The 25,585-nt window shown below is 68.9% G+C and carries 27 protein-coding genes; 12 read left to right on the forward strand and 15 right to left on the reverse strand.

Annotated features, from left to right (window positions below; all coding sequences use genetic code 11):
* Window positions 1-483, reverse strand: a complete 483-nt coding sequence (locus ACK4SC_RS10875; protein WP_096422952.1) for a CarD family transcriptional regulator — start codon at window positions 481-483, stop codon at window positions 1-3.
* A 211-nt stretch (window positions 484-694) separates the two neighbouring features.
* Here ACK4SC_RS10875 and ACK4SC_RS10880 point away from each other — a divergent pair, with 211 nt between their 5' ends.
* The gene (locus tag ACK4SC_RS10880) at window positions 695-1,162 is read left to right on the forward strand and encodes a hypothetical protein (RefSeq protein ID WP_409617879.1); all 468 of its coding nucleotides are present in this window, start codon (window positions 695-697) and stop codon (window positions 1,160-1,162) included.
* Here ACK4SC_RS10880 and ACK4SC_RS10885 read toward each other — a convergent pair.
* On the reverse strand, window positions 1,159-1,839 hold the full coding sequence (locus ACK4SC_RS10885) for a response regulator (protein WP_409617881.1): 681 nt from the start codon (window positions 1,837-1,839) through the stop codon (window positions 1,159-1,161). The two genes, ACK4SC_RS10880 and ACK4SC_RS10885, sit on opposite strands and share 4 nt — an antisense overlap.
* Window positions 1,836-2,999 (reverse strand): sensor histidine kinase, encoded by a 1,164-nt coding sequence (locus ACK4SC_RS10890; protein WP_409617925.1) that lies wholly within the window; start codon window positions 2,997-2,999, stop codon window positions 1,836-1,838. The genes ACK4SC_RS10885 and ACK4SC_RS10890 overlap by 4 nt, the downstream gene beginning before the upstream one ends.
* Window positions 3,000-3,158: 159 nt before the next feature.
* Here ACK4SC_RS10890 and phoU point away from each other — a divergent pair, with 159 nt between their 5' ends.
* Window positions 3,159-3,812 (forward strand): phosphate signaling complex protein PhoU, encoded by a 654-nt coding sequence (gene phoU, locus ACK4SC_RS10895; protein WP_409617883.1) that lies wholly within the window; start codon window positions 3,159-3,161, stop codon window positions 3,810-3,812.
* Window positions 3,813-3,863: 51 nt separating this feature from the next.
* Here phoU and ACK4SC_RS10900 read toward each other — a convergent pair whose 3' ends face one another.
* Window positions 3,864-4,352, reverse strand: coding sequence for a hypothetical protein (locus ACK4SC_RS10900; protein WP_409617884.1), 489 nt, complete (start codon window positions 4,350-4,352; stop codon window positions 3,864-3,866).
* A 25-nt stretch (window positions 4,353-4,377) separates the two neighbouring features.
* The gene (locus ACK4SC_RS10905; protein ID WP_409617886.1) at window positions 4,378-5,121 is read right to left on the reverse strand and encodes a phosphoglyceromutase; all 744 of its coding nucleotides are present in this window, start codon (window positions 5,119-5,121) and stop codon (window positions 4,378-4,380) included.
* A gap of 67 nt (window positions 5,122-5,188) precedes the next feature.
* On the opposite strand from ACK4SC_RS10905, the gene ACK4SC_RS10910 reads away from it, so the two are divergent.
* On the forward strand, window positions 5,189-6,049 hold the full coding sequence (locus ACK4SC_RS10910) for a class I SAM-dependent methyltransferase (RefSeq protein ID WP_409617927.1): 861 nt from the start codon (window positions 5,189-5,191) through the stop codon (window positions 6,047-6,049).
* A 51-nt stretch (window positions 6,050-6,100) separates the two neighbouring features.
* On the opposite strand, the gene ACK4SC_RS10915 is transcribed toward ACK4SC_RS10910, so the two are convergent.
* The 4 genes from ACK4SC_RS10915 to ACK4SC_RS10930 form a co-directional block, all read right to left on the reverse strand.
* Entirely contained in the window at window positions 6,101-7,210 is a 1,110-nt protein-coding gene (locus tag ACK4SC_RS10915) for an FUSC family protein (RefSeq protein WP_409617888.1), read from the reverse strand.
* Between the two features lie 10 nt (window positions 7,211-7,220).
* Window positions 7,221-8,351 (reverse strand): YgfZ/GcvT domain-containing protein, encoded by a 1,131-nt coding sequence (locus tag ACK4SC_RS10920; RefSeq protein WP_409617890.1) that lies wholly within the window; start codon window positions 8,349-8,351, stop codon window positions 7,221-7,223.
* A 5-nt stretch (window positions 8,352-8,356) separates the two neighbouring features.
* Complete coding sequence (locus tag ACK4SC_RS10925) at window positions 8,357-8,953, reverse strand: FABP family protein (protein WP_409617892.1); 597 nt, start codon at window positions 8,951-8,953, stop codon at window positions 8,357-8,359.
* Between the two features lie 132 nt (window positions 8,954-9,085).
* Window positions 9,086-9,352: a hypothetical protein gene (locus tag ACK4SC_RS10930; RefSeq protein ID WP_409617894.1), complete on the reverse strand. Its 267-nt coding sequence runs from the start codon at window positions 9,350-9,352 to the stop codon at window positions 9,086-9,088.
* A 54-nt stretch (window positions 9,353-9,406) separates the two neighbouring features.
* On the opposite strand from ACK4SC_RS10930, the gene ACK4SC_RS10935 reads away from it, so the two are divergent.
* The 8 genes from ACK4SC_RS10935 (at window position 9,407) to pstB (ACK4SC_RS10970) (ending at window position 18,767) form a co-directional block, all read left to right on the forward strand.
* A complete protein-coding gene (locus ACK4SC_RS10935; RefSeq protein WP_409617896.1) occupies window positions 9,407-10,102 on the forward strand; it encodes a winged helix-turn-helix domain-containing protein in 696 nt (231 codons plus the stop codon).
* Window positions 10,103-10,143: 41 nt separating this feature from the next.
* Window positions 10,144-11,400: an MFS transporter gene (locus ACK4SC_RS10940; protein WP_409617898.1), complete on the forward strand. Its 1,257-nt coding sequence runs from the start codon at window positions 10,144-10,146 to the stop codon at window positions 11,398-11,400.
* A gap of 37 nt (window positions 11,401-11,437) precedes the next feature.
* Entirely contained in the window at window positions 11,438-13,633 is a 2,196-nt protein-coding gene (locus tag ACK4SC_RS10945; protein WP_409617900.1) for an RNA degradosome polyphosphate kinase, read from the forward strand.
* Between the two features lie 68 nt (window positions 13,634-13,701).
* Window positions 13,702-14,652, forward strand: coding sequence for an NUDIX hydrolase (locus ACK4SC_RS10950; RefSeq protein WP_409617902.1), 951 nt, complete (start codon window positions 13,702-13,704; stop codon window positions 14,650-14,652).
* Between the two features lie 133 nt (window positions 14,653-14,785).
* The gene (locus tag ACK4SC_RS10955; protein ID WP_409617904.1) at window positions 14,786-15,862 is read left to right on the forward strand and encodes a phosphate ABC transporter substrate-binding protein PstS; all 1,077 of its coding nucleotides are present in this window, start codon (window positions 14,786-14,788) and stop codon (window positions 15,860-15,862) included.
* Complete coding sequence (gene pstC / locus ACK4SC_RS10960; RefSeq protein WP_409617906.1) at window positions 15,859-16,824, forward strand: phosphate ABC transporter permease subunit PstC; 966 nt, start codon at window positions 15,859-15,861, stop codon at window positions 16,822-16,824. The genes ACK4SC_RS10955 and pstC (ACK4SC_RS10960) overlap by 4 nt, the downstream gene beginning before the upstream one ends.
* Window positions 16,821-17,936, forward strand: a complete 1,116-nt coding sequence (pstA, locus tag ACK4SC_RS10965; protein WP_409617907.1) for a phosphate ABC transporter permease PstA — start codon at window positions 16,821-16,823, stop codon at window positions 17,934-17,936. Before pstC (ACK4SC_RS10960) ends, pstA (ACK4SC_RS10965) begins: the two co-directional genes overlap by 4 nt.
* 51 nt (window positions 17,937-17,987) lie before the next feature.
* Window positions 17,988-18,767: a phosphate ABC transporter ATP-binding protein PstB gene (gene pstB / locus ACK4SC_RS10970; RefSeq protein WP_409617908.1), complete on the forward strand. Its 780-nt coding sequence runs from the start codon at window positions 17,988-17,990 to the stop codon at window positions 18,765-18,767.
* An 8-nt stretch (window positions 18,768-18,775) separates the two neighbouring features.
* Here the strand turns inward: pstB (ACK4SC_RS10970) and pstA (ACK4SC_RS10975) are convergent, their stop codons facing one another.
* From pstA (ACK4SC_RS10975) to pstB (ACK4SC_RS10990), 4 genes are all read right to left on the reverse strand, one after another.
* Window positions 18,776-19,705, reverse strand: a complete 930-nt coding sequence (pstA, locus tag ACK4SC_RS10975; RefSeq protein ID WP_409617909.1) for a phosphate ABC transporter permease PstA — start codon at window positions 19,703-19,705, stop codon at window positions 18,776-18,778.
* Window positions 19,702-20,709, reverse strand: a complete 1,008-nt coding sequence (pstC, locus tag ACK4SC_RS10980) for a phosphate ABC transporter permease subunit PstC (protein ID WP_409617911.1) — start codon at window positions 20,707-20,709, stop codon at window positions 19,702-19,704. Before pstC (ACK4SC_RS10980) ends, pstA (ACK4SC_RS10975) begins: the two co-directional genes overlap by 4 nt.
* Before the next feature lie 111 nt (window positions 20,710-20,820).
* Window positions 20,821-21,936 (reverse strand): phosphate ABC transporter substrate-binding protein PstS, encoded by a 1,116-nt coding sequence (pstS, locus tag ACK4SC_RS10985; protein WP_409617913.1) that lies wholly within the window; start codon window positions 21,934-21,936, stop codon window positions 20,821-20,823.
* A gap of 125 nt (window positions 21,937-22,061) precedes the next feature.
* On the reverse strand, window positions 22,062-22,949 hold the full coding sequence (gene pstB, locus ACK4SC_RS10990) for a phosphate ABC transporter ATP-binding protein PstB (RefSeq protein ID WP_409617915.1): 888 nt from the start codon (window positions 22,947-22,949) through the stop codon (window positions 22,062-22,064).
* Window positions 22,950-23,176: 227 nt separating this feature from the next.
* On the opposite strand from pstB (ACK4SC_RS10990), the gene ACK4SC_RS10995 reads away from it, so the two are divergent.
* A complete protein-coding gene (locus ACK4SC_RS10995; RefSeq protein ID WP_409617916.1) occupies window positions 23,177-23,902 on the forward strand; it encodes a winged helix-turn-helix domain-containing protein in 726 nt (241 codons plus the stop codon).
* A 3-nt stretch (window positions 23,903-23,905) separates the two neighbouring features.
* Here ACK4SC_RS10995 and ACK4SC_RS11000 read toward each other — a convergent pair whose 3' ends face one another.
* Window positions 23,906-24,739 carry an anti-sigma factor domain-containing protein gene (locus ACK4SC_RS11000; protein ID WP_409617918.1) on the reverse strand — a complete coding sequence of 278 codons (834 nt, stop codon included), beginning with the start codon at window positions 24,737-24,739 and terminating at the stop codon, window positions 23,906-23,908.
* On the reverse strand, window positions 24,736-25,329 hold the full coding sequence (gene sigK, locus ACK4SC_RS11005; RefSeq protein ID WP_409617920.1) for an ECF RNA polymerase sigma factor SigK: 594 nt from the start codon (window positions 25,327-25,329) through the stop codon (window positions 24,736-24,738). Before sigK ends, ACK4SC_RS11000 begins: the two co-directional genes overlap by 4 nt.
* Between the last annotated feature and the right edge of the window lie 256 nt (window positions 25,330-25,585).

Raw genomic sequence — 25,585 nt, forward strand, 5'->3', positions numbered from 1 at the left:
TCAGGAGGCGAGAACCTCGTCGAGCACGCTCGACGCCTTCTCTTCGTCAGTCTTCTCGGCGAGCGCGAGCTCGGAGATCAGAATCTGACGAGCCTTGGCGAGCATGCGCTTCTCACCGGCGCTCAGGCCGCGGTCTTGGTCGCGGCGCCACAGGTCGCGCACGACCTCGGACACCTTGATGACGTCGCCCGAGGCGAGCTTTTCGAGGTTAGCCTTGTAGCGACGCGACCAGTTGGTCGGCTCTTCGGTGAAGGGTGCGCGCAGCACCTCGAACACCTTGTCGAGCCCCTCTTGGCCGATCACGTCACGAACGCCCACGAGATCGACGTTGTCAGCGGGAACCTCAATGGTGAGGTCGCCCTGCGTGACGTTGAGCTTGAGGTAGGTCTTCTCTTCGCCCTTGATGACTCGGGTCTTGACTTCGGTGATGGTCGCCGCACCGTGGTGCGGGTAAACGACCGTTTCTCCGACAACGAATTGCATGGGTGGTGGTCCTTCCGCAGAATCCCTATTCTACCACAGGAATTTCTCAGCAAGCCGCGCCGGATAGCGGGCGCCGACGGCGACCCGCGCGCCCGCGAAGGGTCTTCACGCCCGCTAGACTGGTGGAGGTCGCGCCCACGCAGGCGGGCTATGCCCGGCCAGCGACCGCCGAATAAACGACGGGCACTGGAGGCAATTCGTGAATACTCGCATGGCGGCAACGATCGCGCTCGCCGCCGCGGTCATGGTCGGCGTCAGCGGATGCACCTTCTCGGCGAACATCGCCACGCAGAAGGAATACGACCCGAGCGACGGCGTCGGCACCACCATCGAGCAGGTCGCCGTGCGCAACGTCATGCTGATCGGCGAGACGAACGCCGAGCTGAACCTCGTCATGACGGTCGCAAACAACTCGGACGAGCAGCAGACCCTCACCGTGCAGTGGGAGGCCGGCGGCGCTCGCGAGACCGAGACCGTGACCCTTCAGCCGCTCGGCCTGACCCGCGTCGGCGGCCCCGACGACGAGCAGTCGATCATCGTGTCGGGCACCGGCGCGACGATGGGTGGCCTGCACCCGATCTTCTTCACCTACGGCGACGCTGAGGGCAGCGAGATCCTCGTTCCCGTGCTCGACGGCACCCTGCCCGAGTACGAGTTGTTCGTGCCGGGCGGAAACTAGGCTTCGAACCGGTAGCCGAGCCCGCGGACCGTCACGAGCATCCGCGGGTTCGACGGGTCCGGCTCGATCTTCGAGCGGATCCGCTTCACGTGCACGTCGAGCGTCTTCGTGTCACCGAAGTAGTCCGCGCCCCACACACGGTCGATGAGCTGCCCCCGGGTCAGCACCCGACCGGCGTTGCGCAGCAGCAACTCGAGCAGTTCGAATTCCTTGAGCGGCATCGCCACCTCGCGGCCGTCGACCATCACCTGGTGCCGGTCGATGTCCATGCGCACGATGCCGGCCTCCAGCACGCTGTCGTCGATGTCGTCTTCCTCGACCCGGCGGCGCAAAACGGCCCGGATGCGCGCGAGCAGTTCGCGGGTCGAATACGGCTTCGTGACGTAGTCGTCGGCGCCGAGCTCGAGCCCCACGACGATGTCGACCTCGCTGTCCTTAGCGGTCAGCATGATGATCGGAACGCTGGAGCGCTGACGCAGTTCTCGGCACACCTCCGTGCCGGGAATGCCGGGCAGCATGAGGTCAAGCAAGACCAGATCGGCGCCAGCACGGTCGAACTCGGCGAGCGCCTCGTTGCCGTCTGCCGCGACCTGAATCTCGTAGCCCTCGCGGGTGAGGAGGTACGACAGGGGTTCAGAGAGCGACACTTCGTCTTCGACGATGAGGATGCGAGTCATGACCGCACTTTCTGCTTCGGGGTGGAATCGCGCACCGGGTCCAGGGCGCGCGGAAGGCGAATGGTGAACGTCGAGCCGTAGCCGGGCTGCGACCACACCCGCACGTCGCCGCCGTGGTTCTGCACCACGTGCTTGACGATGCTGAGGCCGAGGCCGGTGCCGCCCGTCGAGCGCGAGCGGGCCTGGTCGACGCGGAAGAAGCGCTCGAACACGCGGTCGAGCTCCTCCTCGGGAATGCCGACGCCCTGATCGGTGACGGCGATCTCCACGATGTCGTCGGTCATCGACACACCGATTCCGACGCGGGAGGGCTTCGTTGAGTACTGGATCGCGTTCGCGACCAGATTGTGCACGGCCGTGACGAGCATCCCCTCGTCGCCCATCACGCGCGCCTTCTTTGCGCCACCGCTGACCAGCTGGATGCTCGCCGCCTCGGCCGCGACGCGGTTCTTGTCGATCGCGGCGGCGATCACCGCATCGACGTCGACCTCGATCGGGTCGGCGAGGGCGTCTGCCGCCTGCAGGCGCGACAGTTCGATGATCTCCTGCGTCATGGCGGCGAGCCGCGCTGACTCGGTCTTCATACGGTCGGCGAAGCGCCGCACCTGGTCGGGATCGTCGGAGGCGTGCTCCAGCGCCTCGGCGAGCAGCCCGACCGCGCCGATCGGGGTCTTCAGCTCGTGGCTGATGTTCGCCACGAAGTCGCGCCGCACGGCCTCCAGACGGTGCGCCTCGGTGCGGTCATCGGCAATAAGCAGCATGTAGCGGGTGCCGAGAGGGGCCACCCGCACGCTCAGACGTAACTGCGCATCCCCCAATGGGCCGCGAGTGAGCTCGACGTCTTCGGTGACGGGTTCGCCGTAGCGGCGCACCCGGTCGACGAGCTCGACGAGCCGGCCGTGCACGAGGGTTCGGTGCCAGACGAGGCCGAGCGCGTGGGCTCCGGGCGAGGTCTTGATGACGGTGTTGGAGGCATCCAACACGACCGCCGCCGACTCCAGCGCGTCGATGACCTGATCGACGCCGTCGGGCACGGTGGCCGTCGCGACCTGCGCGGCACGATGCCCGCGCCTGGCCGCCGCGATGATGATCGCAACGGCCCCGCCCCCGAGGAACGCTCCAACGAGGAGCGCGAGGGGAACCAGCAGTGCCGACTCCATGATGATCAGCGTACTGACCGCCGAGCCGACACCCGCCCCCGCGGCGGCCCCCGAGGCGCCACTGAGAGTAGAGTTCATCGCTCAGACACCTGACGTTTACCGGAGCAAGACACGGTAGGCACGTCTGACGCAGGCACGACGAGACGAGGACGAACCCCCATGCGCGAAGTTTTCCAGCAAGAGTTGGCCGAGGTGCAAGAGCGCCTCGTCGAAATCGCCACGCTGGTCGCCGAGTCGATCGACAACGCCACCCGCGCCTTCAACGAGGTCAACGTCGCGCTCGCCGAGCAGGTCATTGAAGACGACGACCGCATCGACGCCGCCGCCGCCGAACTCGACGAGCTGGCCATCAACATCCTCGCCCGCCAGCAGCCCGTCGCCCGCGACCTGCGCATCGTCGTCAGCGCCCTGCGCATCAGCGCCTCGCTCGAGCGCATGGGCGACATGGCCGAGCACATCGCGCAGCTGTCGCGCTACCGGTTCCCCGACAAGGTCGTACCGAAGAGCCTGCGCCCCACCTTCGTCGAGATGGGTGCCGTCGACGTCGCGATCGCGCGCAAGCTCGTCGACCTGCTGCGCACAGAAGACGTGGCGCTGGCCGAAGAGATTCGCAACGACGACGACAAGGTCGACGCGCTGCACCTCAGCGTCTTCGACAAGGTGCTCGGCGAGACCTGGAAGGGTGAGGCGATCGACACGGTCGACGCGACCCTCGCCTCGCGCTACCACGAGCGGTTCGCCGACCACGCCGTGTCGATCGCCAAGAAGGTGCAGTACCTCGCGACCGGCGACTGGGTTCCCGCGGGCGACTAGTCAGCGTCAGCCCCCGAGCGCCGTCATCGCTCGAGCGCGGGCCCGCTCGCACTAGATGAGTGGGAACTGCTCGGCCACCCGCGCGGTGATGCCGCCCGGCACGCCCTGCGCGGCGCGCTCGAGCTCCAGCACCGCGACGCTGCGTAGCTCAAGGCGCTCGCCGCGGTCGACGCGGTCGAAACCCTCGGGGATCGGCACGTGCGGCTGGTATCCGGCGCCCGCAAGCGTCGGGTCGGCAACCCGCACGCCCAGCTCGCGCAGGCCCAGCACGAGGGCGCGGTGGGCGACCATCAGCGAACCGTCGTCGTCGAGCAGGGTGGCGGGGCGAGCATCCTGGCCGAGCTCGTCGTCGTCGCCGCCGGTGGCCTCGAAGGGGCCGTGGCTGGCGTAGGCGAGCTCGACCGCGGCGGTCACCTGGCCGAGGTCAGCCTCGGTCGCGGCGCGGTCGAGCAGCACGACGTGCGGAGGCAGCTCGGCGAACGGCAGCTCGTCGCCGAGGGCCACCTCATCGAGGAACGTGACAACCGCGAAGTGCAGCACGGGCGGAGGGGGTGATGCCTCGCCGCTACTTCTTGCCCTGGCTGGCGACCGCTGCGGCTCCGGCGGCGGCGGCCTCGGGGTCGAGGTACTCGGCCGGCTTCACGGGCATGAAGTCATCGCCCAGCTCGTACACGAGCGGGATGCCCGTGGGGATGTTGAGGCCTGCGATGTCGTCGTCGCTGATGCCGTCGAGGTGCTTCACGAGGGCGCGCAGTGAGTTGCCGTGGGCGGTGATCAGCACCGTGTTGCCGGCGGCGAGGTCTTTCGTGATGTCGGATTCCCAGTAGGGCAGCATGCGGTCGATGACGAGCTTCAGGCTCTCGGTGCGCGGCACCTCGCCGTCGATGCCGGCGTAGCGCGGGTCGTGCACCTGGCTGAACTCGGCGTCGTCGTCGAGCGGGGGCGGCGGCGTGTCGAAGCTGCGGCGCCAGGTCATGAAGAGCTCCTCGCCGTGCTGCTCGAGCGTTTCGGCCTTGTTGAGGCCCTGCAGGGCGCCGTAGTGGCGCTCGTTGAGGCGCCAGCTGCGCTTGACGGGCAGCCAGTCGAGGTCAGCGACCTCGAGCGCGAGATTCGCCGTGTGAATGGCGCGCTTCAGAAGGCTCGTGTAGAGCACGCGCGGGGCGAGACCCGACTCTTTGATCAGCTCGCCGGCCCGGCGCGCCTCGGCGCGGCCCTGCTCGGTCAGTTCGACGTCGACCCACCCGGTGAAGATGTTCTTCTCGTTCCAAACGGAGTGGCCATGGCGGAGCAGGATCAGCGTGTGCGTCATGGGGTCAAGCCTAGCGAGGCCGCGGCGGGAGGCGCTGGGCGCTGGGCGCTGGGCGCTGGGCGCGAGAATGGTGCGCATGGTCGAGGGACGGGTGACACGCGGCACGACCGGCGTCAACCGCCTGCGCCGAATGGATCGCTTCATTGCCGCGCATCCCGCGTGGCGGCAGGCGGCCGTGCCGCACGCCGTCGACCTCGGCTACGGGGCGTCGTGGTGGACCGCACGCGAATTGCTCGCGCGGCTGCGCACCGTTCGGCCGGATGCTCGGGTCACCGGAATCGAAATCGACCCGGCGCGGGTGCGCTACGCCAGCGAGCAGGCCGATGCCGCGCGCGCGGCGGGAGAGCGGGGGCTCGACGGGCTGCGGTTCGTCACCGGAGGATTCGAGGTACCGCTACCGGGCGGGGAGCGCGCGGCCGTGATCCGGGCGGCGAACGTGTTGCGCCAGTACGACGAGGGTGAGGTGGCCGCGGCCTGGCAGCGGATGCTCGCGCGGCTCGCACCCGGCGGCCTGCTGGTGGAGGGCACCTCGAACGAGGTCGGCCGCGTGGCCGGCTGGGTGTCGCTGCGCCCCGAGGTCGGACCGGAGTCGTTCACGATCGCACTCCACGTCGACTCGCTCGGCTCGGGCGACGTGAGCGGACGCGGCGGGGTCGCCACCGACGAGGTGCTGCCGAGCGTCGTCGCCGAGCGGTTGCCGAAGGTGCTGATTCACCGCAACGTGCCGGGCGAGGGTGTGCACGAGTTGCTGCGAGCCCTCGACGACCAGTGGATGCGCGCGGCGCCACTCGGCGCGTTTTCGGCCCGCCAGCGGTGGATCGCCGCCGCGCAGGGCCTGCGCGACGCGGGCTGGCCGGTGCGGGGAGGCATGTCGCGCTGGCGGTTGGGCGAGCTCACCGTCGACTGGAGCGCCGTCGCCCCGCGCTGAGTCGCGCGCCCTACCGCGCGGGTGTGCGCACGTCGTGGCGAGCAGGAGCCCTCACAGGGGCGGGAGCGACTGGCGCGCCTCGTCGCGGGTGAGCCCACAGACCGTGAGCGTGTCGAAGACCAGCGAGCGCAGCAGCACGACGACGACCTGGTCGGGCACCCGCACCGCTCCGGGAACGCGGTCGGGGGCGAGCTCTCCGCTCATCGCGAGGCCGAGCACGCGGGCGCGGTCGCGCTCGCCCGCGTCGTCGACGGAGCGACCGAGTGCCTCGACGATCACCGCCGCCTCGTCGAGCAGGTGGGCGAGCCCGGGTCGCTCGTGGCCGTCACGCACCAAGATCTCGACGCGGCGGGCGATCGAGCGCACATGCCGTGTCACCAGGTCCGCCGATCCCAGCAGCTCGGCCTCGGCCGCCAACCGCGCGCGACCCCGGCGCAGCCACGGGGAGTACGCGGCGACAGCGCGCGCCGACTCGAGGGACATCGTCCACTCGTCGATGAGCGGCTGGGTGCGCCGACTGCGCGACAGGGCCAGCTCGGCGGCGGCCCCATCCCCGCGCCGGAGCGCCTCGGCGACGCCCTGCAGCGACTCGACGAGCAGCGAGAACAGCGCGCGAGATTCCCCGCGCGTGCGCAGCACGTCCAGGCGCGGAATCAGCGCCGTGACGAGCAGCGCGACCACTCCCCCGACGAGCCCGTCAACGGCACGCTCGAACACCCCACCCTCGGGGTCGGGCAGCACCGCGACGAGCATCGACTGCACCGCCGCCGCCACCGCGAACCCCGTCGACGCCGACACGAGCCGTGCCACGATCAACGCCAGCGCCAAGATGAGCGCCAGCTGCCACACCCCGCGCCCGACCGCGAGCACGATGAGCGCCGCCACAATGATGCCAACGAGGATGCCCACGACCGTTTCCAGCACCCGTCGCGGTCGCGCGTCGCGCGCGAACCCCAGGGCGCTGATCGTTACCGTGACGGCGACGATCGGTAACTCGTGGTCGAGCACGTACCGCGCGAACGCGTACGCCAGGATGACGCCGGCGACGATCTGGGCGATCGCGGGCAGCGACCGGGCGAGTCTGCGCACGGCGCGGCGAGCATCCAGCTGGCGGCGAACGCGGCGTTCGAGCCGGCGAAGCGGATCGGCGCCGCGCACCACGGGGCTCGCCCTACCGGCGCTGCGCGCCGAGGCGCGGTAAGCGGGGAACGGCGGCTGCCTGGCCGGCCTCCGGCGGCACGATCAACTCTTGCGCGGCGGCGACATCAACGCCGTCGACGGGAACGACGAGCGGCGCCGTCACGTCGAGCGAGCGCTTGACGACCGCGAGGGCGATCGGCCCGAGTTCGTAGTGTCTGGCCACCGAGGTGATGCGTCCGACCTCCGCGCGGTCGGCGTCGGCGCCGTGCACGGGCGACCCGGGCGCCGGCAGCAGCGCGTCGGACCCGTCCAGGTGCAGCATGACGATCCGGCGCGGCGGCCGCCCCAGGTTGTGCACCTTGGCAACCGTCTCCTGCCCGCGGTAGCACCCCTTCGCGAGGTGCACCGCCGAGCGGAGCCAGTCGACCTCGTGAGGGATCGACTTCTCGTCGACCTCGGCCGCGAACCGCGGACGCCAGGCGGCGACGCGCAGCGCCTCCCAGGCGAGGGAGCCGGCGAGGCGTACTCCGCCGGCGCGCGCAAGCCCTGCCAGCTCGGCGAGGAACGCCCGCTCGACGATTAGCTCGCGCGCCGGGTAGTCGCCGCCCGGGTGCTCGGCCTCGGGCGCGTACTGCCAGCCGCCCGTCTGCACGGCACTCCAGGGATCGCGCCACACCAGCGGCGCACCGTTCGGTGACGCGGCGGGGATGCTCGGCTCGACTCCGTCAGGACTCATCGCGCCGATCACGGCCCACTCGCCGCTCGCATCGGCCACCTCGACCTGCATCATGAAGCGCATGCGGTCGAGCCACGCAGCGAGCTGGTCGGCCTCGTCCCCCTCGACGATCAGCCAGGTGGTGACGCCGTCGTCGATGACGTGCATGGCGTGCTCGATGCGACCGTTCGGGTCGAGCAGCAAGGTTTCGGCCGACGCACCCGGGGTGAGCCCGGCGAGCGCCTGCGAGGTGAGCGAGTCGAGCCAGCGCAGTCGGTCGGGGCCGGTCACGGTGACCACCCCGCGGTCGCTGAGGTCGACGATCGCGCGACCGGCGACGAGGGCGCGTTGCTCGGCGACGGGGTCGCCGTAGTGCTCGGCGGTGGGTGCCCCGACGGCGCCGGGAAGCGCGGCAAGCGGCGATGCGGCAGAGTCGGCAGACGACACGGCGCTCACTCTGCCCGACTCAGGGTGCCGGAGGCGTGCGTGCGCAGGTCGTTGCCGAGCGCGGCGATGTCCCACGCCCACAGCAGCCTGCCGTCGACGAGGCCGTACATGCGGGTGGCCGCCGAGTACTCCTTCGACGAAGCCGAGCGCATCACGGCGTCGGTCTGCAGGTCGATGCGCGGCCCCTTTACGGTGCCGAGGTAGAGCTCGCTGATGCCGCTCGGGTGAATGAGCGCCACCTCGATCTCGAAGTCGTCGCGGCTCGTGCGCAGTTGTTCGACCGACTCGGCAGTCGGGAAGGGCCGATCGCCGATGCCGGGAAGCATTCCGGGGCCGGGGTCGCCCGCCTGCGACGGCCGGTGCAGGCGCCAGTACCCCGCCTCGGCGTTGAGCGGGGTCTGCTCGCCGTCGAGCAGCCACGTCGATGACGAGTAGTTGAGGTAGTGCAGCCCGTCGTGGCTGAAGCTCACGCGCTGGCCGAACTCGTGTTCGCGCACGGTGTCACCGTCGACGTAGTGCACGACGCCGGTGCCCTCCCAGACACCGAGCAGCCACGACAGCGGCGTCAGCTCGGCGGGGACGTTCGTGTCGAGAGTGAACACGACCCTGCCGCCGCGCGTCAGCGCTGGCCGCGGTACAGGTTGACGAGCACGACGACCGAGACGAACCCGATGGCGAGCGACGCCAGGCCCAGCAGGCCGAGGAAGAAGATCTCTAGGGCGAGCAGCATGTGCTCATTGTAGACCGGTGAGGATGAGCATCAGCCCCGAGGCGAGCGCGGCGATGATGACGATGCCGGCGGTGCTCACGAGCAGCCGGCGCACCACCCCGTCGGTGCGCTGGAACGCGACCTGCACGATGAACGAGAGCAGCACGGCGGCCGCGGCGATGACTCCGACGCTCGAGATCCACTGTGCACTCGGCAGCGCGACGATCGCGATCACGAGGGCGGTAATCGTGGCAGCCCAAACCGGAACAGCGGTCGCCAGCGTACGGGACATGCCCCCCATGCTAGGCGGCGCGCATAGACTGGGCGGTGACACCACGGAGGACGCATGGCGGATCTGCTCATCCTGACCTCGCGGGTGGACGCTGATGTTCTTCCGTCGTTGGGGCTTCTGAGCCATCGCGTGCGTCGCGTGCCCGCGCAACCGGCCGCCCTCGTGGGCGCTCCGAACGCTGACGCGATCCTCGTCGATGGGCGCACCGACCTGGCTGCCGCTAAGACGCTGTGCAAGATCTTGCAGACCACGGGCGCGGGATGCCCCGTGCTCGTGGTGCTCACCGAGGGGGGCCTCACGGCGGTCAACGCCGAGTGGGGTGTCGACGACGTTCTGCTCGAGACGGCGGGGCCCGCCGAGATCGACGCGCGCCTGCGGCTCGCGATCGGCCGCCAGCAGCAGGGCGACGGCGAGTCGCAACTGATCAAGGCCTCGGGTGTCGTGATCGACGAGGCCAGCTACTCGGCGAAGGTCAACGGTCGCACGCTCGACCTCACCTTCAAAGAGTTCGAGCTGCTGCGCTTTCTCGCCACCCACCCGAGCCGCGTCTTCACGCGCGAGCAACTGCTCAGCGAGGTGTGGGGCTACGACTATTTCGGCGGCACCCGCACGGTCGACGTGCACGTGCGACGGCTGCGGGCAAAACTCGGCGACATGGATGCTCTCATCGGCACCGTCCGGAACGTCGGCTACCGCTTCACCATCCACGAAGACGGCGCACTGCCCAACGCCCAGAACGTCGACGCGTAGCCGTTCGCCGTCACGCCACCGCGGGGTGGCACAATGCCGCCATGAGCGTCATGAGTGCTCGCCGGGTGCGCGGCACCTTCTACGTGCTCACCTTCGGCAACACGATCGCCGCGTCGTTCATCTGGGGCATCAACACGCTGTTCCTGCTCGACGCGGGCCTCAGCAACCTGGAGGCGTTCGCGGCGAACGCCTTCTTCACGCTCGGCATGGTGGTGTTCGAGATTCCGACCGGCGTGGTCGCCGACACGTGGGGGCGGCGCGCGTCGTATCTGCTCGGCACCCTCACCCTCGCGGCGACCACCGCCCTGTACTGGCTGATGTGGCTGTGGCAGTCGCCGTTCTGGGCGTGGGCGCTCGTCTCGGTGCTGCTGGGGCTCGGCTTCACGTTCTTCACGGGAGCGGTTGACGCATGGTTGGTCGATGCCCTGCACGCGACCGGGTATCAGGGCAGCCTGGAGGCCGTCTTCGGTCGCGCCCAGGTCGTCTCCGGTGTCTCGATGCTGAGCGGCTCGGTGCTCGGCGGCCTGATCGCGCAGCTCACGAATCTCGGGGTGCCGTTCCTCGTGCGCGTCGGAGTGCTGCTGGTGATGGTGGTCGTCGCGGGGCTGCTCATGCGCGACCTGGGGTTCACGCCGACGCGGGGCGCGGGCCCGGTGACGGCCGTGCGAACGGTGATGCGGGCATCCATCGATCACGGCTTTCGGCGACCCGCGATTCGGTGGGTGATGATCGCGACGCCGTTCACGGCGGGCGTCGGCATCTACGCGTTTTATGCCCTGCAGCCGTACCTGCTGGAGGTCGCCGGCGACAGCACGGCGTACGCGCTCGCCGGACTCGCGGCGGCAATCTTCGCCGGCTCGTCGATCGTCGGCGGGGCGCTCGCGCCGGTTGTGCGGCGTGCCGTGCGCCGGCGCACGACCGTGCTGATCGGCTCGGTCGCGGTGTCGTCGGCCGTGCTGATGGCGTTCGTCGTCGTCGACCAGCTCTGGCTCGCGATCGCGCTGCTCGCCGCGTGGGGGCTCACGACCTCGGTGGCGCAGCCCGCGCAGCGCTCGTACCTGAACGACATGATTCCGTCGGCGCAGCGCGCCACCGTGCTGTCGTTCCACTCGCTGCTCGGGAGCGCCGGCGGCATCGGTACGCAGCCGGCGCTGGGCCGCACCGCCGACCTGAACGGCTACGGTTTCTCGCTGCTCGTCGGCGGTGTCATCTCGGCGTGCGCTGTGCCGTTCCTCGCCCTCAGCCGAGCACAGCGCGACCCGGCCGACGAGGCCACAACGCTCGTCGTCAACCCATAGCAACCTGCCCGACACCCGCGGGTGCCAGAATGTGCGGATGCAGGACGAGGGCGGGGCCGTAAGCGACGGAGCGCAGGTCGACGGAGGAGTCGACGGCGACTTTATGGACGACTACGACGAGACGACGAGCGTCGACGACGGCACGCTGCCGATCGAGCGCTACCTCGACCGTGAGCTGAGCTGGCTGCGCTTCAACCAGCGGGTGCTCGAGCTCGCCGAAGATCCCACGACGCCGCTGCTCGAACGCGTGAACTTCTTGGCGATCTTCGCCACCAACCTCGACGAGTTCTTCATGGTGCGCGTCGCGGGTCTGAAGCGCCGCATCGTGACCGGTCTCGCCGTGCCGACGAACACCGGGCGCGCCCCGAGCGACGTGCTCAGCGACATCAACAGGCTCGCCCTCGACCTGCAGCACCGGCACGTGCGCTGCCTGCACGAACTCGTCAAACCAGAGCTCGACGACGAGGGCATTCACATCGAGTCGTGGGCCGACCTCAACGACGACGACCGCGAGAAGATCGACGAAATCTTCGCCACCAAGATCTTCCCCGTGCTCATGCCTTTGGCGGTCGACCCCGCCCACCCCTTCCCGTACATCTCGGGACTGTCGCTCAACCTCAGCGTTCGCGTGCGCAACCCGAAGACCGACAAGACCGAGTTCGCGCGGCTCAAGGTGCCGACGGTGCTGCCGCGCTTCGTGCAGCTACCCGACGACGGGTCGGGACGCGTGCGGTTCCTGACGCTCGAAGACCTCATCTCGAACCACCTCGACGAGCTGTTCCCCGGCATGGAGGTGCTCGAGCACCACGAGTTCCGACTCACCCGCAACGAAGACGTTGAGATCGAAGAAGACGAGGCCGAGAACCTGATTCAGGCGCTCGAACGCGAGCTGCTGCGCCGTCGCTTCGGACCGCCCATTCGTCTCGAGATCACTGACGACATGGACGACGTCACGCTCGGGCTACTCGTGCGCGAGCTCGGCATCACCGAAAACGAGGTGTACCGCCTGCCCGCACCGCTCGACCTCGGCGGGCTGTTCCAGATCGCCAAACTCGACCGACCGCACCTGAAATACCCGAAGCACGTTCCGGTCACCTCGCTGCAGTTGCAGCCGGCAGAGCCCAACGCGAAACCCGACGTGTTCGCGGCCATCGGCGAGGGCGACATTCTGGTGCACCACCCGTACGAGTCGTTTGCCACCAGCGTGCAGGCCTTCCTTGAGCAGGCTGCCGCCGACCCCAACGTGCTCGCCATCAAGCAGACGCTGTACCGCACGAGCGGCGACAGCCCCATCGTCGAAGCCCTCATCGACGCGGCCGAGGCGGGCAAAGCCGTGCTGGCGCTCGTCGAGATCAAGGCCCGGTTCGATGAGCAAAACAACATCGAGTGGGCCCGCAAGCTCGAAAAGGCGGGGGTGCACGTCGTCTACGGCCTCGTCGGGCTGAAGACCCACTGCAAGCTCGCGCTCGTCGTGCGGCAGGAGAAGAACGGCGAACTGCGGTACTACTCGCACGTCGGCACGGGCAACTACAACCCCAAGACCAGCCGACTGTACGAAGACCTCGGCCTGTTTACCGCTGACGACCAGGTCGGCAAAGACCTCACCCGGCTGTTCAACGAGCTCTCGGGCTACGCGATCGAAAAGAAGTACAAGAGGATGCTCGTCGCGCCCCGCTACCTCCGGCGCGGCCTGCTGAAACTGATCGCGTCCGAGACGAAGAACGCGAAGGCCGGGCTCCCGTCCGGAATTCGCATCAAGGTGAACTCCCTCGTCGATGAGGCGATCATCGACGCCCTGTACCGGGCGAGCCAGGCCGGCGTGCCCATCGACATTGTGGTGCGCGGCATTTGCGCGCTCGTACCGGGCGAAGAGGGCCTGAGCGAGAACATTCGCGTGCGCAGCGTGCTGGGCCGCTACCTCGAGCACTCGCGCATCTTCGCCTTCCACCACGGCGGCGACCCGCAGGTGTACATCGGCAGCGCCGACATGATGCACCGCAACCTCGACCGGCGAGTCGAGGCGCTGATTCGGCTCACCGACCCGGCCCACCTTGAGCAGATCGACCAGCTGTTCACGGCGACCATGTCAGACCGCACCGCGTCGTGGCACTTGACCCCCGACGGAGAGTGGCGCCGCGTCGCCACTCGCGCTGACGGTCGCCCGCTCGCCGACCTGCAGGACACGATGATGACCCGCATCGGCGGTCGGCGACGAGCCGTCACCGCCCGCTGAGCGCCGCGCATTCCGGTTTCTCGGTAGCCTGACGTTCATCCGCCGCCCCTTCGACGGAAGACGACCGCATGACCCCCACCCCCCAGGCTCCGGTGCGCGCCGCCGGCGCCGTCCTGTGGAAAATCGTTGACGGCAAGGTGCGCGTGCTCGTCGTGCACCGCACGCAGCACAAAGACGTGTCGCTGCCCAAGGGCAAGGTCGACCCCGGCGAGACGCTGCCGCACACGGCCGTGCGCGAGATCGCGGAGGAAACGGGCTTCAGCGTGGTGCTGGGCGCGCCGCTCGGCACCGTCGAGTACCGCCTGCCGGGAGGCCGGCCGAAGACCGTGCACTACTGGTCGGCCGAGGTCGACCCGGGGGCGGCCGAACGCCACACCTACGAGGCGAACGGCGAGATTCGCGCTCTGGAATGGTTGCCGCTGGCGAAGGCCGAGAAGAAGCTGACCTACGAGCACGACGTCGACGTGCTCGACCGCTTCGCCGAGCAGGTCGAGGCGGGCCGCGCGCGCACCTTCCCGCTCGTCGTGCTGCGCCACGGCAAGGCGATGCCGCCCGAGCAGTGGGACGGCCCCGACGCGACACGGCCCCTGCTGCACCGCGGCCTCGAACAGTCGGCGTCGGTCGCCGGGGGCGTCGCCGCCTACGGGCCCGAGGTTCTCGTCACCTCGGTCGCCGCGCGCTGCGTCGCGACCATCGCGCCGACCGCGGCCGCGACCGGGCTTCCCGTCAAGGAGGTGCGCAGCATCAGCCAGGACGCCTACCGCGCCGACGGCGAGCGCGTGCGCGCCCAGGTTGCCAAGCGCCTCGACCGGCGACGGGGCACGGTGCTGTGCAGCCACGGCCCCGTGATCCCGCAGATCATCGAGGCGGCGGCAGAGTACGGCGGCGCCCACCTCACACCCGAGCTGCGCCGCAGCGCCGCCCTCTCGACGGGTGACTTCACGGTGCTGCATTTCTCGCGTGACACCGAGCGCCCGTGGCTGGTCGCGGTCGAATCGCACCGCCCCGCGGTCGACTGACGGCGACCCGCGGACGCTCGTCGAGCATCCCGTTAACCTTCCGTTTACCTTTGGTTGCGATTGTGCTTGACTGCGGGACGACGCCGACGCAGCGTCTCCCGCTTTTCTGTGCGCTCCCCACGAAAGGACCCGGGTGGATACTCCGCGCCGATTGATCAGCGCGCTGGCCGTCACCGCCGTTCTCGCCACGAGCGGCTGCGCCGTCAACGAACTGAACCGGGGTGACAGCGACGGACCCCTCGCCGGAACACTCGACGGCGCCGGGTCGTCAGCGCAGTCAGCCGCGCAGGAGGTCTGGATCGCCGAGGCCCAGAACGCGAACGGCCGCCTCACCGTCAACTACGAGCCGTCCGGCTCGGGCGCGGGCCGCGAAGCGTTCATCGCCGGCGGCCTCGACTTCGCCGGAAGCGACTCGGCACTCACCGCCGCCGAGGCGGAGGCCGGCCTCGGCGCGTGTGCCCCGGGGTCGGGCGCCATCAACCTCCCGCTCTACATCTCGCCCCTCGTCATCATCGTGAACATCGAGGGCGTGGATGCACTGAACCTGGACGCCGCGACGGCCGCCCTGATTTTCCGCGGCGAGATCCGCGAGTGGGACGACCCGCGCATCCAGGAGCTGAACCCGGACGTCACGATGCCGAGCGCGACGATCACGGCCGTGCACCGCTCCGACGCCTCGGGCACCACCAAGAACTTCACCGACTACCTGGCGCAGGCCGCCCCCGACGAGTGGCAGGCCGACGCGGCCGACGCCTTCCCGTACGGCGGAGAGTCGGCCCAGGGCAACTCGGGCGTCGTGAACGCCGTCACGAATGGGCGGAACACGATCGGCTACGCCGACGCCTCGCGCGCCGGCGACCTCACGATCGTGTCACTCAAGGTGGGCGACGAGTTCGTCGCGTACACGCGCGAGGCCGCCGCTGCCGTCGTGGAGGCCTCTCCGCTCGAGGAGGGTCGCGCACCCGACGACCTGGCGATCCGCCTCGACCGCACCCTGACGGTGCCGGGCACGTACCCGCTCGTACTCGTCAGCTACGTGATCGCCTGCCGTGAGTACCTCGACCCCGCCGACGCCGAGCTCGTGCGCGGATACCTGAGCTGGGTGGCAAGCCCCGAGGCTCAGGAGATCGCCGCCGAGTTCGCCGGCTCGGCACCCCTGTCACCCGGGCTCGCGGAACGCGTGCTCGCCGCCATCGAGGGGATCCGATGACCGCACCCGCTTCGAACTCCGCGCCCACCGCGCGCGCCGGCACGATCGAGGCCGTCGAACGCCGCGGTGACCGCGTCTTCAGCCGCGTCGCCGTCGGTGCCGGTACGGCGATTCTCGTGGCGCTCGCCGCTGTCGCGGTGTTCCTCATCGCGCAGTCTCTGCCCGCGATCTGGGCGCCCGAGGGTTCCTTCCGCGGTACCGATGGCGACTTCTGGGACTACGTTGCCCCGCTCGCCTTCGGAACCGTCTGGGCCGCTGCGCTGGCGCTGATCATGGCCGTGCCGCTCGCCGTCGGCATTGCACTGTTCATCTCGCACTATGCGCCGCGCCGCCTCGCCCAGCCTCTCGGGTACATCATCGACCTGCTGGCCGCCGTGCCGAGCGTCGTCTACGGCCTGTGGGGCATCACGGTTCTGGCCCCGGCAACCGTGCCCCTGTACGAGTGGCTGGCCGAGAATGCCGGATGGTTCCCGCTGTTCGCCGGGCCCGCATCCGGAACAGGACGCACCGTCTTGACGGTCGCGATCGTGCTCGCCGTCATGGTGTTGCCCATCATCACGGCGCTGTGCCGCGAGGTGTTCGTTCAGACCCCGACGCTGCACCAGGAGGCCGCGTACGCGCTCGGCGCCACCTGGTGGGAGATGGTGCGCATGACCGTCTTCCCGTACGCCCGCTCGGGCATCATCTCGGCGTCAATGCTCGGTCTCGGCCGCGCGCTCGGTGAGACCATGGCGGTCGCCATGGTGCTGTCGCCCTCGGCGATCATCAGCTTCGCCGTGATTCAGAGCGAAAACCCGTCGACGATCGCGGCGAATATCGCGCTGAACTTCCCCGAGTCGGCGGGCATCCAGGTGAACGCGCTCATCGCCACCGGACTGGTGCTGTTCGTCATCACCCTCATCGTCAACTCGCTGGCTCGCTGGATCGTGAGCCGCCACGAGCGATCGCTGGAGTCGCGATGACCACCACCGCACCTCGCCCCACGACCACCGGTCGCTCGACCGGTGCCCCCGTCGACGCCGCCAACGCGTACGTCTCGGGCCGGCTTCCGCGCTGGGCCGCCCCCGGGCTGACCGCCGCGTGCCTGGGCGCCGCGATCACCGTCATGGCGCTGCTCGCGGCCGCGGGCGCGATCACCGAGTTCTCGTTGGTGTTGGCGATCGCGATCGGCACGATCGCGTCGATCGTCCTCGTCACGGCCATTTCGCTCATGGCCGAGGGGCGCCGAGCGGCCACCAACCGGTTCATGATCTCGCTCGTGATCACGGCCTTCGTGCTCGCCCTGCTTCCCCTCGTCTCGGTGCTGTCCACCGTGGTCGTCAACGGCTCAGCGCGCTTCGACCTGGAGTTTTTCACCTGGTCAATGCGCTCGGTGATCGGCGAGGGCGGCGGCGCGCTGCACGCCATCGTCGGCACCCTGCAGATCACGGCGTGGGCGACCCTGATTTCGGTGCCCATCGGCCTGTTCGCCGCGATCTACCTCGTCGAGTACGGGCGCGGGCCACTCGCCCGGGCGATCACCTTCTTCGTCGACGTGATGACGGGCATCCCGTCCATCGTCGCGGGGCTCTTCGCGTACGCGCTGTTCGTCCTCATCTTCGGGGAGGGCGTGCGCATGGGCTTCGCCGGCTCGGTTGCGCTCAGCGTGCTCATGATTCCCGTCGTCGTGCGCGCGAGCGAGGAGATGCTGAAGCTCGTGCCCGACGAGTTGCGTGAGGCGTCGTACGCGCTCGGCGTGCCGAAGTGGCTCACGATCGCGAAGGTCGTGCTGCCCACCGCCGCGGCCGGCATCATCACGGGCATCACCCTCGCGATCGCCCGCGTCATCGGCGAGACCGCTCCGCTGCTCATCGTGGCCGGGTTCACCTCGAGCATGAACTACAACGTGTTCAGCGAGCGCATGCAGTCGCTGCCCGTCTTCGTGTACACGCAGTACGCGAACCCCGGCACCGATGTCGACTTCTATCTCGACCGCGCGTGGGCCGGAGCGCTCACGCTCATCATCATCGTCATGGCGCTCAACCTCATCGCGCGCCTGATCACCCGCCTCTTCCAACCGAAGGCTGGGCGCTGACGGGCGCCGAGCATCCCGAGATTTTGCCGATCGAAACGCTAAAGGAATCCCGTGTCGAAGCGCATTGAAGTTCGCGACCTGAACGTCTACTACGGCTCGTTCAAGGCCGTCGAAGACGTCACCCTCACCATCGAACCCCGCAGCGTCACCGCCTTCATTGGGCCGTCGGGCTGTGGCAAGTCGACCTTCTTGCGCACCCTGAACCGGATGCACGAGGTCATTCCCGGCGCACGCGTCGAGGGTGAGGTGCTCGTCGACGGCAACAACCTCTACGGCAAGGGCGTCGACCCGGTGCTGGTGAGGCGCCAGGTGGGCATGGTGTTCCAGCGGCCCAACCCGTTCCCGACCATGTCGATCGCCGACAACGTGCTTGCAGGGGTGAAGCTCAACAACCGCCGCATCGCGAAGTCAGACGCCGAGGCGCTCGTCGAGAAGTCGCTGCGCGGCGCAAACCTGTGGAACGAGGTCAAGGACCGCCTCGACCGCCCCGGCTCGTCGTTGTCGGGCGGTCAGCAGCAGCGCTTGTGCATCGCCCGGGCGATCGCCGTCGAGCCCGAGGTCATTCTCATGGACGAACCCTGCTCGGCCCTCGACCCCATCTCGACGCTCGCGATTGAAGACCTCATCGAAGAGCTGAAGACCGAGTACACGATCGTCATCGTGACCCACAACATGCAGCAGGCCTCGCGGGTGTCGGACAAGACGGCGTTCTTTAACATCGCCGGAACGGGCAAGCCCGGCAAGCTCATCGAGTACGACGAGACCGCGACGATCTTCTCGAACCCGTCGGTCAAGGCGACCGAAGACTACGTCTCCGGCAAGTTCGGGTAGTCGAGCGGCTAGATGCGGTGCGCCTTCGTGGCGCGTGCCCCGATGTAGCGGGCGACGACCGTGAACACGAGCACGATCACGAGCAGCGACAGCGCGCCGCCCCACGCCCGTTCGATGCCCGGGTCGAAGGGCTGACGGGCGCCGTTGTATACCTGCAGCGGCACCGCCGAGATGGCGACGTTGAAGAACGCGTAGACGATGTTGATGTTGCCGAACGCCGTGAGGATCAGCGGCGCCGTCTCGCCCGTGCCGCGGGCGATCGCGAGCATCACGCTCGTCGTCAAGCCGGGGGCGGCGGCGGGCAGCACGACGCGCGTGGTCGTCTGCCACTTGCGGGCGCCGAGCGCGAAGGAGCCGCGTCGCAGATCCTGCGAGACGGTCTTCAGCACCTCCTCGCTCGAGCGCACGATGATCGGCAGCATGATGATGCCGATCGCGACGGCGGCGGTGAACCCGCCGAAGCTGACGAGCTGCCCGGTACCGAGCACCAAAATCGCGTAGACCGCGAGGCCGACGAACACCGAGGGGATGCCCGTCATCACGTCGGTGAAGAAGCGGATGATCGTGGCGAACCACCCCTTGCCGTAGTCGACCAGGTAGATGGCTGCCGCGAGACCCACCGGCACCGCCATGAGGATCGCCATGAGCATGATGATTCCGGTGCCGACGAACCCGGCGGCGTAGCCGCCGCCCTCGCGGGCCGGGGGGAACTCGCGGGTGGTGAAGAACTCCCAGCTGATGACGTCGGCACCCTCGACGACCACGAGGCCGACGATCAGCACGAGCGGCACCATCGCGAGGATCATCGCGCCGAGCAAGCCCCACCGCGTGATGACGTCCTTCGTCTTGCGGCGACGAGCGTTGTCGCTGCTCACGGTCAGCGGCCGCCGCTCGGTGGGCGCGGGGGCAGCGGTGGCCGGGGTTGTGGTCGAGGTCACAGTGCGTCTCCTGCCGAGGCCGAACGGGCGAATCGCCACACGATGAGGCGGGCGATCACGTTGACGATCATGGTCACGATGAAGAGGACGACGCCGATGCCCAGCAGCGCCGTCAGCGTCTCGGGGGCGGCGTCCTGGAAGGTCGCCGCGATGTGCGCGGCGAGCGTGTCACCCGTGTCGAAGAGACGTTCGCCGACCTTTTGCGACGAGCCGATCAGCATCAGCACGGCGATCGTCTCGCCGAGCGCGCGGCCGAGGCCGAGCATCGTCGCGCCGACGATGCCGCCGAATGAGCGGGGCAGCACGACCTTGGCGAGCACCTCCTGCTTGGTCGCGCCGAGCCCGTAGCCGGCCTGAATCTCATCGGGCGGGGTCGTGGCCATGACCTCGCGGGTGATGGCCGTGATGATCGGCAGGATCATGATGCCGAGCACGACCGAGGCGTGGAAGTAGTTGGTGTTCGGGACGGGACCGCCGAGCCACGGAATCACCTCGCCGACCGTGCTGGCGACCCAGCGCGAGAAGGGGTGCAGAACGTTCGGAACGAACCACAGCAGACCCCACAGGCCGAAGATGATGGACGGCACCGCGGCAAGAATCTCGACCGAGTACGACATGGCCGTGCGCAAGCGGCGCGGGGCGTAGAAGTTGATGTAGAGCGAGACGGCGATAGCCAGCGGCAGCGCGAACGACACCGCGATCGTCGCCGTGAAGAGGGTTCCGAAGATGAACGGCCACGCACCGTAGGTGCCGCTGAACTCGTTGCGGTTGAATCCGGCCCGCCACTCGGTGCCGAACAGGAAGTTGAAGAAGCCCTGGTACTCGAACACCGGATACGCGTCGAGCGTCGTGCGCAGCACCATCGCGGCGAGCACGAGCAGCACCATGAAGCCCGAGACGATGAGGAAGCCAGAGAAAATTCGGTCGGCGTAGCGACCGAATCCTCGGCTGACGAGCTGGCTGGGTTGCCGCTTCGCAGCGGGCTTCTCGGTCGCGGTCGTCATGCGGGCCGGCTCTCCTCGGTCAGTCAGTGGAGGGGTAATGCGGGGAACGGGGTTGCTGGGTGGCCCGCCTGGCGGGCCACCCAGCCGGTGGCGCTGATGCGCTGAAAGTGATTACTCGGCGCTGTTGATGCGCTCGATGGCCTCGAGCACGCGCGGCTTCAGGCTGTCACCGAGCACGGCGTAGCCGAGGTCGGCGGCCAGCTGGTTGGCCTCCTCCGACTGCGTCGCCCACGTCCAGTAGTCGATCAGCATGTCGGCGGTGTTCTGCTCGTAACCGCACTCGTAGGCGAAGATCCAGTTGGCGCCGACGATCGGGAAGCCGTTGCCGCCCACGCCGAGGATGTCGAACTGGAAGGTGTCGGGAATCTCGAGAACCTCGAGCGCCTCGGTCGTTGCCTCGAGCGTCGCCTGCACGGCGTTGCCGTCGGCGTTCACGATGGCCGCGGTCGGCAGGTCGTTCACGAGCGCGTAGGCCTGGTTCACGTAGCCGATGCCGCCCTCGTTCTGCTCGATGCCGGCGGTGACACCCTCGTTGCCCTGGCCACCGACGGTGCCCGACGGCCACTGCACCTCCGTGCCCGAACCGAGGGTCCAGTTCGAGGCAGCGTCCTCCAGGTAGGTGGTGAACACCGACGTGGTGCCCGAGCCGTCCGAGCGGTGCACCGGGATGATCTCCAGGTCAGGCAGGTCGAAGTCGGGGTTCAACGCGGCGATCGCCGGGTCGTTGTAGTTGGTGATCTCGCGCTGGAAGATGCCGGCGATGGTCTCCGCATCGAGAACGAGGCCCTCGAACTGCTCGTCACCGAACGCCAGCGTCACGGCGCCGAACAGCACCGGGAACTGGATGGCCGCGCAGCCGCGACCCTCTTCTGCGGCCGCGAGGTCCTCGTCGCGCAGGTAGCGCTCCGACGAACCGAAGTCGACCGTCTGCAGCAGGAACTGCTCAATGCCGCCGCCCGAACCGATCGACTGGTAGTTGATGGTGACGCCCGGCTGAACGTCGCTCGAGTACACGAACTGGTACTCCTGGAACACCGGGTTGGGGAAAGACGCTCCCGCACCCTCGAGGTTGCCCGAGAGCTGAACCTCAGCCGGCGGGGCCTCCGGCGACGTGGTGTCGCCCGGCTCGGTGGGCTCGGCCTCCGACGCGCAGGCGCCGAGAAGCAGGGCGAGCGAGGCCGACACGGCGACGCCGGTCAGGGCCTTCTTGCTGCGAAGGATGGTCATGTGTGTTGTCCGTTTCTTGGTTGTGGGTGACAACGGGGTTGGTGTTGCGTTTCTCACTGTTTCGGCGCTGGGTTAGTCGTTTGGGGCCGAGGGGTGAACACCCGATGAACGGCGACGTAACGCCACTACCCGAATCGACCGGAGATGTAGTCCTCGGTGCGCGGGTCGGAGGCGTTGGAGAAGATCTTGTCGGTGGCGTCGAACTCGACGAGGGCACCCGTGCGCTCACCGACGTGGTCGTCGATGTCGACGGTGAGGAACGCCGTCATGTCGCTCACGCGCGCAGCCTGCTGCATGTTGTGCGTGACGATGACGATCGTGTACTCCTCCTTCATCTCGCGCATGAGGTCCTCGATGCGCAGAGTGGCGATCGGGTCGAGCGCCGAGCACGGCTCGTCCATGAGAATGACCTCGGGGTCGACGGCGATCGCCCGGGCGATGCACAACCGCTGCTGCTGACCGCCCGACAGCGAGAAGCCGGACTCCTTCAGCTTGTCTTTTACTTCGTCCCACAAGAACGCCTTGCGCAGCGACTGCTCGACCAGGTCGTCCATGTTGCCCTTGTAGCCGTTCAGCCGGGGCCCGAAGGCGACGTTGTCGTAGATCGACTTCGGGAAGGGGTTCGGCTTCTGGAACACCATGCCGATGCGGCGCCGCACCTCGACCGGGTCGACCTCGGGCGCGTAGATGTCTTCACCGTTGTAGATGAACTTGCCCTGCACCGTCGCGCCGGGAATGAGATCGTTCATGCGGTTGAAGGCGCGCAACAGCGTCGACTTGCCGCACCCCGACGGGCCGATGAAGGCGGTGATTTCTTTGCGCGGGATCTTCATGCTGATCCCCTTCACCGCCGTGAACGAGCCGTACTTCACGGCCGCGTCCTCCAGCTCGAAGATCGAACCGTACGCGCCGTGGGGGGTGCTCTGCCGGTGGCCGACCTCGAAGTGCACCTCGCGGGCGGACTCGTCAGTCGGGGTGTCGGTTGCGGGCTCGCGCTGAGCGTCGGGGGTCATGCGTCCTCCGGGTAAGGGGGTACGGGCGCGACCGCCCGCGGATGTCCTCAGCCTGAACGCCCCCGGTGAACGCCGGGTTAACGGCAGTGAACGAGGAGGCGAGAGGCGTGCATCCGTTTTTCTGCGCCGAATCGTCGCGTTGCGTTTACCGACTGTTTGCCTGCGTTGTATTCGATGACAGAGCACGCCGACTGCCGACGACACCACGCAAGGACGCTGACATCACCGTGACTCAGGATGCTCCCCGCGCCGCCCTCGGACCGCGCGCGTTTCGGCGCGTGGCCGGCACCGCAGCGCTGCGCGACCTGTGCCGAGACACCGACCGGCAGCTCGTCGCCGCGGGCATCGACTACGTGGCTCACCGCGATGCCGCCGAACTGCTCGTCGCGCTCGCGAGTGACGCGCCCGACGTCGTGCTGACGCACGCTGACCCCACGGGCGTCACCCTCGACGCTCTCATCAGCACCGTTCACCAGTGGGCGAACGTGCCCGTCGTTGTGGCGATCGACGCGGCCGCGTCCGACAACGCCACCGCGGCTCGGGCGCTCGACGCGGGGGCGAACGCGCTCCTACCCACCCCGTTCACCGCCGACGAGCTGCGGCGCTGCCTGCTCGGGCTCGGTCTGCCGAGCTCGCCGCACGCGCCGGCCGTCATCGTTGGCGACCTGCACATCGACACGGCCGCGCACCTCGTGAACTACGCCGGTGTCGACGTGCGCCTCACCCACCGCGAGTTCTCGATGCTGCACACCATCGCCGCGCGCGCCCCGCGGCTCGTGTCACCGCAGGACCTCGCCCGGCAGTTCTCGCCCGACGTCGACCCCGAGGCGGGGGCGCGAGCCGTGCGCGTCATGATCGGGTCGATCCGCGCGAAGCTGGGTGCAGCATCCGAGCGGGGGCTGTCGCCCATCGAAACCGTGCGCGGCGTCGGCTACCGGGTGAGGGTCGACTGAGCCCTACGCAGACTCGGTGACGATCGCGACGATCGGGTCGCTCGTCGGCAGCGGGCTGCCCGAGGCGGGCTCGACCGTCACGCCGACAATCGTTCCGGCGACAAACTCGCCCTCGAGCACCTGCACGGTCTGGCCGTCGGAATCGACCGTGAACAGGCCGGCCGGAGAGATCTGGTCGCCCGTGATGTACCAGAGGGCGTAGGCCTCGTCGTCGGACAGTGTCGCCAGCCCGTCGAACACCATCACCGACAGGCCGAGCGACTCAGAGCTGACGAGGCTCGCGGTCGCACCACCCGCCACCTCGCTCGTCGACACCGTCGCGTCGGGAGCGGCAACCACCTGCGCGAGCACCTGCTGGTTGTTCGCACTGGGGCGCACGACGTCGGCCGTGACGACTCCGGCGAAGAACAGGGCCACGGCGGCCGCGGCAGCGGCGACAATCGTTGCCGGGCGCGCGAACCACCGCATGCGGGCCTTGTCGGCCGCGAGCCCGCTCATCGGGATCGGCGGACGCGACTCAGCGACCGTCTCGCGCGGCGCCGCGTCCGGGACGGGCGGTTCGGCGGCGGGTTCCGCCGCGGGTTCCGCCGCCGCGCGCGGCAGTTGCGGCGTTGCGGCAACCTGCGCCATCAGCGACTGCTTCAGACCTGGAGACGGCGTGACGGGCGCGGTGGCCGCTCCGAGCATCCCGGTTGCCTCGCGCAGCGACTCGACCTCGCGCTGCAGTGCGGGCGACGCGGCGAGCTCGCGCTCAAAGGCGGCAGCCTCATCGGCGTCGAGCGCGCCCAGCGCGTAGGCGGCAGCGGCCTCGAGCTGCTCGTTCGACAACGAACTCATGACGCCACCCCCAACTCTGTGCGCAGGCGTATCAGCCCATCGCGCAATCGTGTCTTGACCGTTCCGAGCGGAATGTTCAGCATCTCGGCCACCTCGCTCTGCGTGTAGCCGCCGTAGTATGCGAGCTCGACCGCCTGCCTCTGCAGGTCGCTCAACCTCGCCATCGCCTTCTCCACTCGCTTGTGTTCGATGCTGATCTCGGCCGACTCCGACACGGTGTCGACGTCTCGGCCCAGATCGCGGATGCCAATCTTGGTGTCCCGATCACGGCTCGCCTGGGCGCTGCGCACCCGGTCGATCGCGCGTCGGTGAGCCATCGTGAGCATCCACGTCACCGCTTTCCCCCTATTCGGATCGAAGCGGGAAGCGGTTTGCCACACCTCGAGCAAGACCTCCTGCACGACCTCCTCCGACTGCGCGTGGTCTTTCAGCACGTGGCGCACGAGGCCCAGCATGCGCGGGGCGACGAGGTCGTAGAGGTCACTGAACGCGCGTTGGTCGCCGCCCGCGACGCGCGACAGCAGGGCGGTCGCCTCGTCGAGGGCGGGCGGCGTCGCGTCGTCGGTCGCCACCTCTGGTTCGGGATGCACGGCTCCAGCATTCCAGGTCGACGGCGCTTCGGGTGCGTAATCGCTGAGAACGGGGGTGAGGGGTCGGTGCGGGCGCGGGGGCGGGGGCGGGGGCGGGGCGGGGGCGGGGCTGGCCCCCCCCGGGCCGCGGGGGGCCCCCGCCTCCTGGGGCCCCCCGGGGGGGGGGCCGCCCCCCCCCCCCCGGCGCAGGTTCTCGGCCGTGCGCAAGCCAGCCATCGACGCGCCGACGATCAGGACGGGGCGGTCGTCAGCATCC

This window comes from Microcella sp., from assembly GCF_046293215.1.
In the GTDB taxonomy this organism is placed as follows: domain Bacteria; phylum Actinomycetota; class Actinomycetes; order Actinomycetales; family Microbacteriaceae; genus Microcella.

Coding starts and splice junctions, on each gene's coding strand:
- ACK4SC_RS10875 (WP_096422952.1), bottom strand. CDS start 483: ATGCAATTCGTTGTCGGAGAAACGGTCGTTTACCCGCACCACGGTGCG.
- ACK4SC_RS10880 (WP_409617879.1), top strand. CDS start 695: ATGGCGGCAACGATCGCGCTCGCCGCCGCGGTCATGGTCGGCGTCAGC.
- ACK4SC_RS10885 (WP_409617881.1), bottom strand. CDS start 1,839: ATGACTCGCATCCTCATCGTCGAAGACGAAGTGTCGCTCTCTGAACCC.
- ACK4SC_RS10890 (WP_409617925.1), bottom strand. CDS start 2,999: ATGGAGTCGGCACTGCTGGTTCCCCTCGCGCTCCTCGTTGGAGCGTTC.
- phoU (WP_409617883.1), top strand. CDS start 3,159: ATGCGCGAAGTTTTCCAGCAAGAGTTGGCCGAGGTGCAAGAGCGCCTC.
- ACK4SC_RS10905 (WP_409617886.1), bottom strand. CDS start 5,121: ATGACGCACACGCTGATCCTGCTCCGCCATGGCCACTCCGTTTGGAAC.
- ACK4SC_RS10910 (WP_409617927.1), top strand. CDS start 5,189: ATGGTGCGCATGGTCGAGGGACGGGTGACACGCGGCACGACCGGCGTC.
- ACK4SC_RS10930 (WP_409617894.1), bottom strand. CDS start 9,352: ATGTCCCGTACGCTGGCGACCGCTGTTCCGGTTTGGGCTGCCACGATT.
- ACK4SC_RS10935 (WP_409617896.1), top strand. CDS start 9,407: ATGGCGGATCTGCTCATCCTGACCTCGCGGGTGGACGCTGATGTTCTT.
- ACK4SC_RS10940 (WP_409617898.1), top strand. CDS start 10,144: ATGAGCGTCATGAGTGCTCGCCGGGTGCGCGGCACCTTCTACGTGCTC.
- ACK4SC_RS10945 (WP_409617900.1), top strand. CDS start 11,438: ATGCAGGACGAGGGCGGGGCCGTAAGCGACGGAGCGCAGGTCGACGGA.
- ACK4SC_RS10950 (WP_409617902.1), top strand. CDS start 13,702: ATGACCCCCACCCCCCAGGCTCCGGTGCGCGCCGCCGGCGCCGTCCTG.
- pstC (WP_409617906.1), top strand. CDS start 15,859: ATGACCGCACCCGCTTCGAACTCCGCGCCCACCGCGCGCGCCGGCACG.
- pstA (WP_409617907.1), top strand. CDS start 16,821: ATGACCACCACCGCACCTCGCCCCACGACCACCGGTCGCTCGACCGGT.
- pstC (WP_409617911.1), bottom strand. CDS start 20,709: ATGACGACCGCGACCGAGAAGCCCGCTGCGAAGCGGCAACCCAGCCAG.
- pstS (WP_409617913.1), bottom strand. CDS start 21,936: ATGACCATCCTTCGCAGCAAGAAGGCCCTGACCGGCGTCGCCGTGTCG.
- pstB (WP_409617915.1), bottom strand. CDS start 22,949: ATGACCCCCGACGCTCAGCGCGAGCCCGCAACCGACACCCCGACTGAC.
- ACK4SC_RS11000 (WP_409617918.1), bottom strand. CDS start 24,739: ATGAGTTCGTTGTCGAACGAGCAGCTCGAGGCCGCTGCCGCCTACGCG.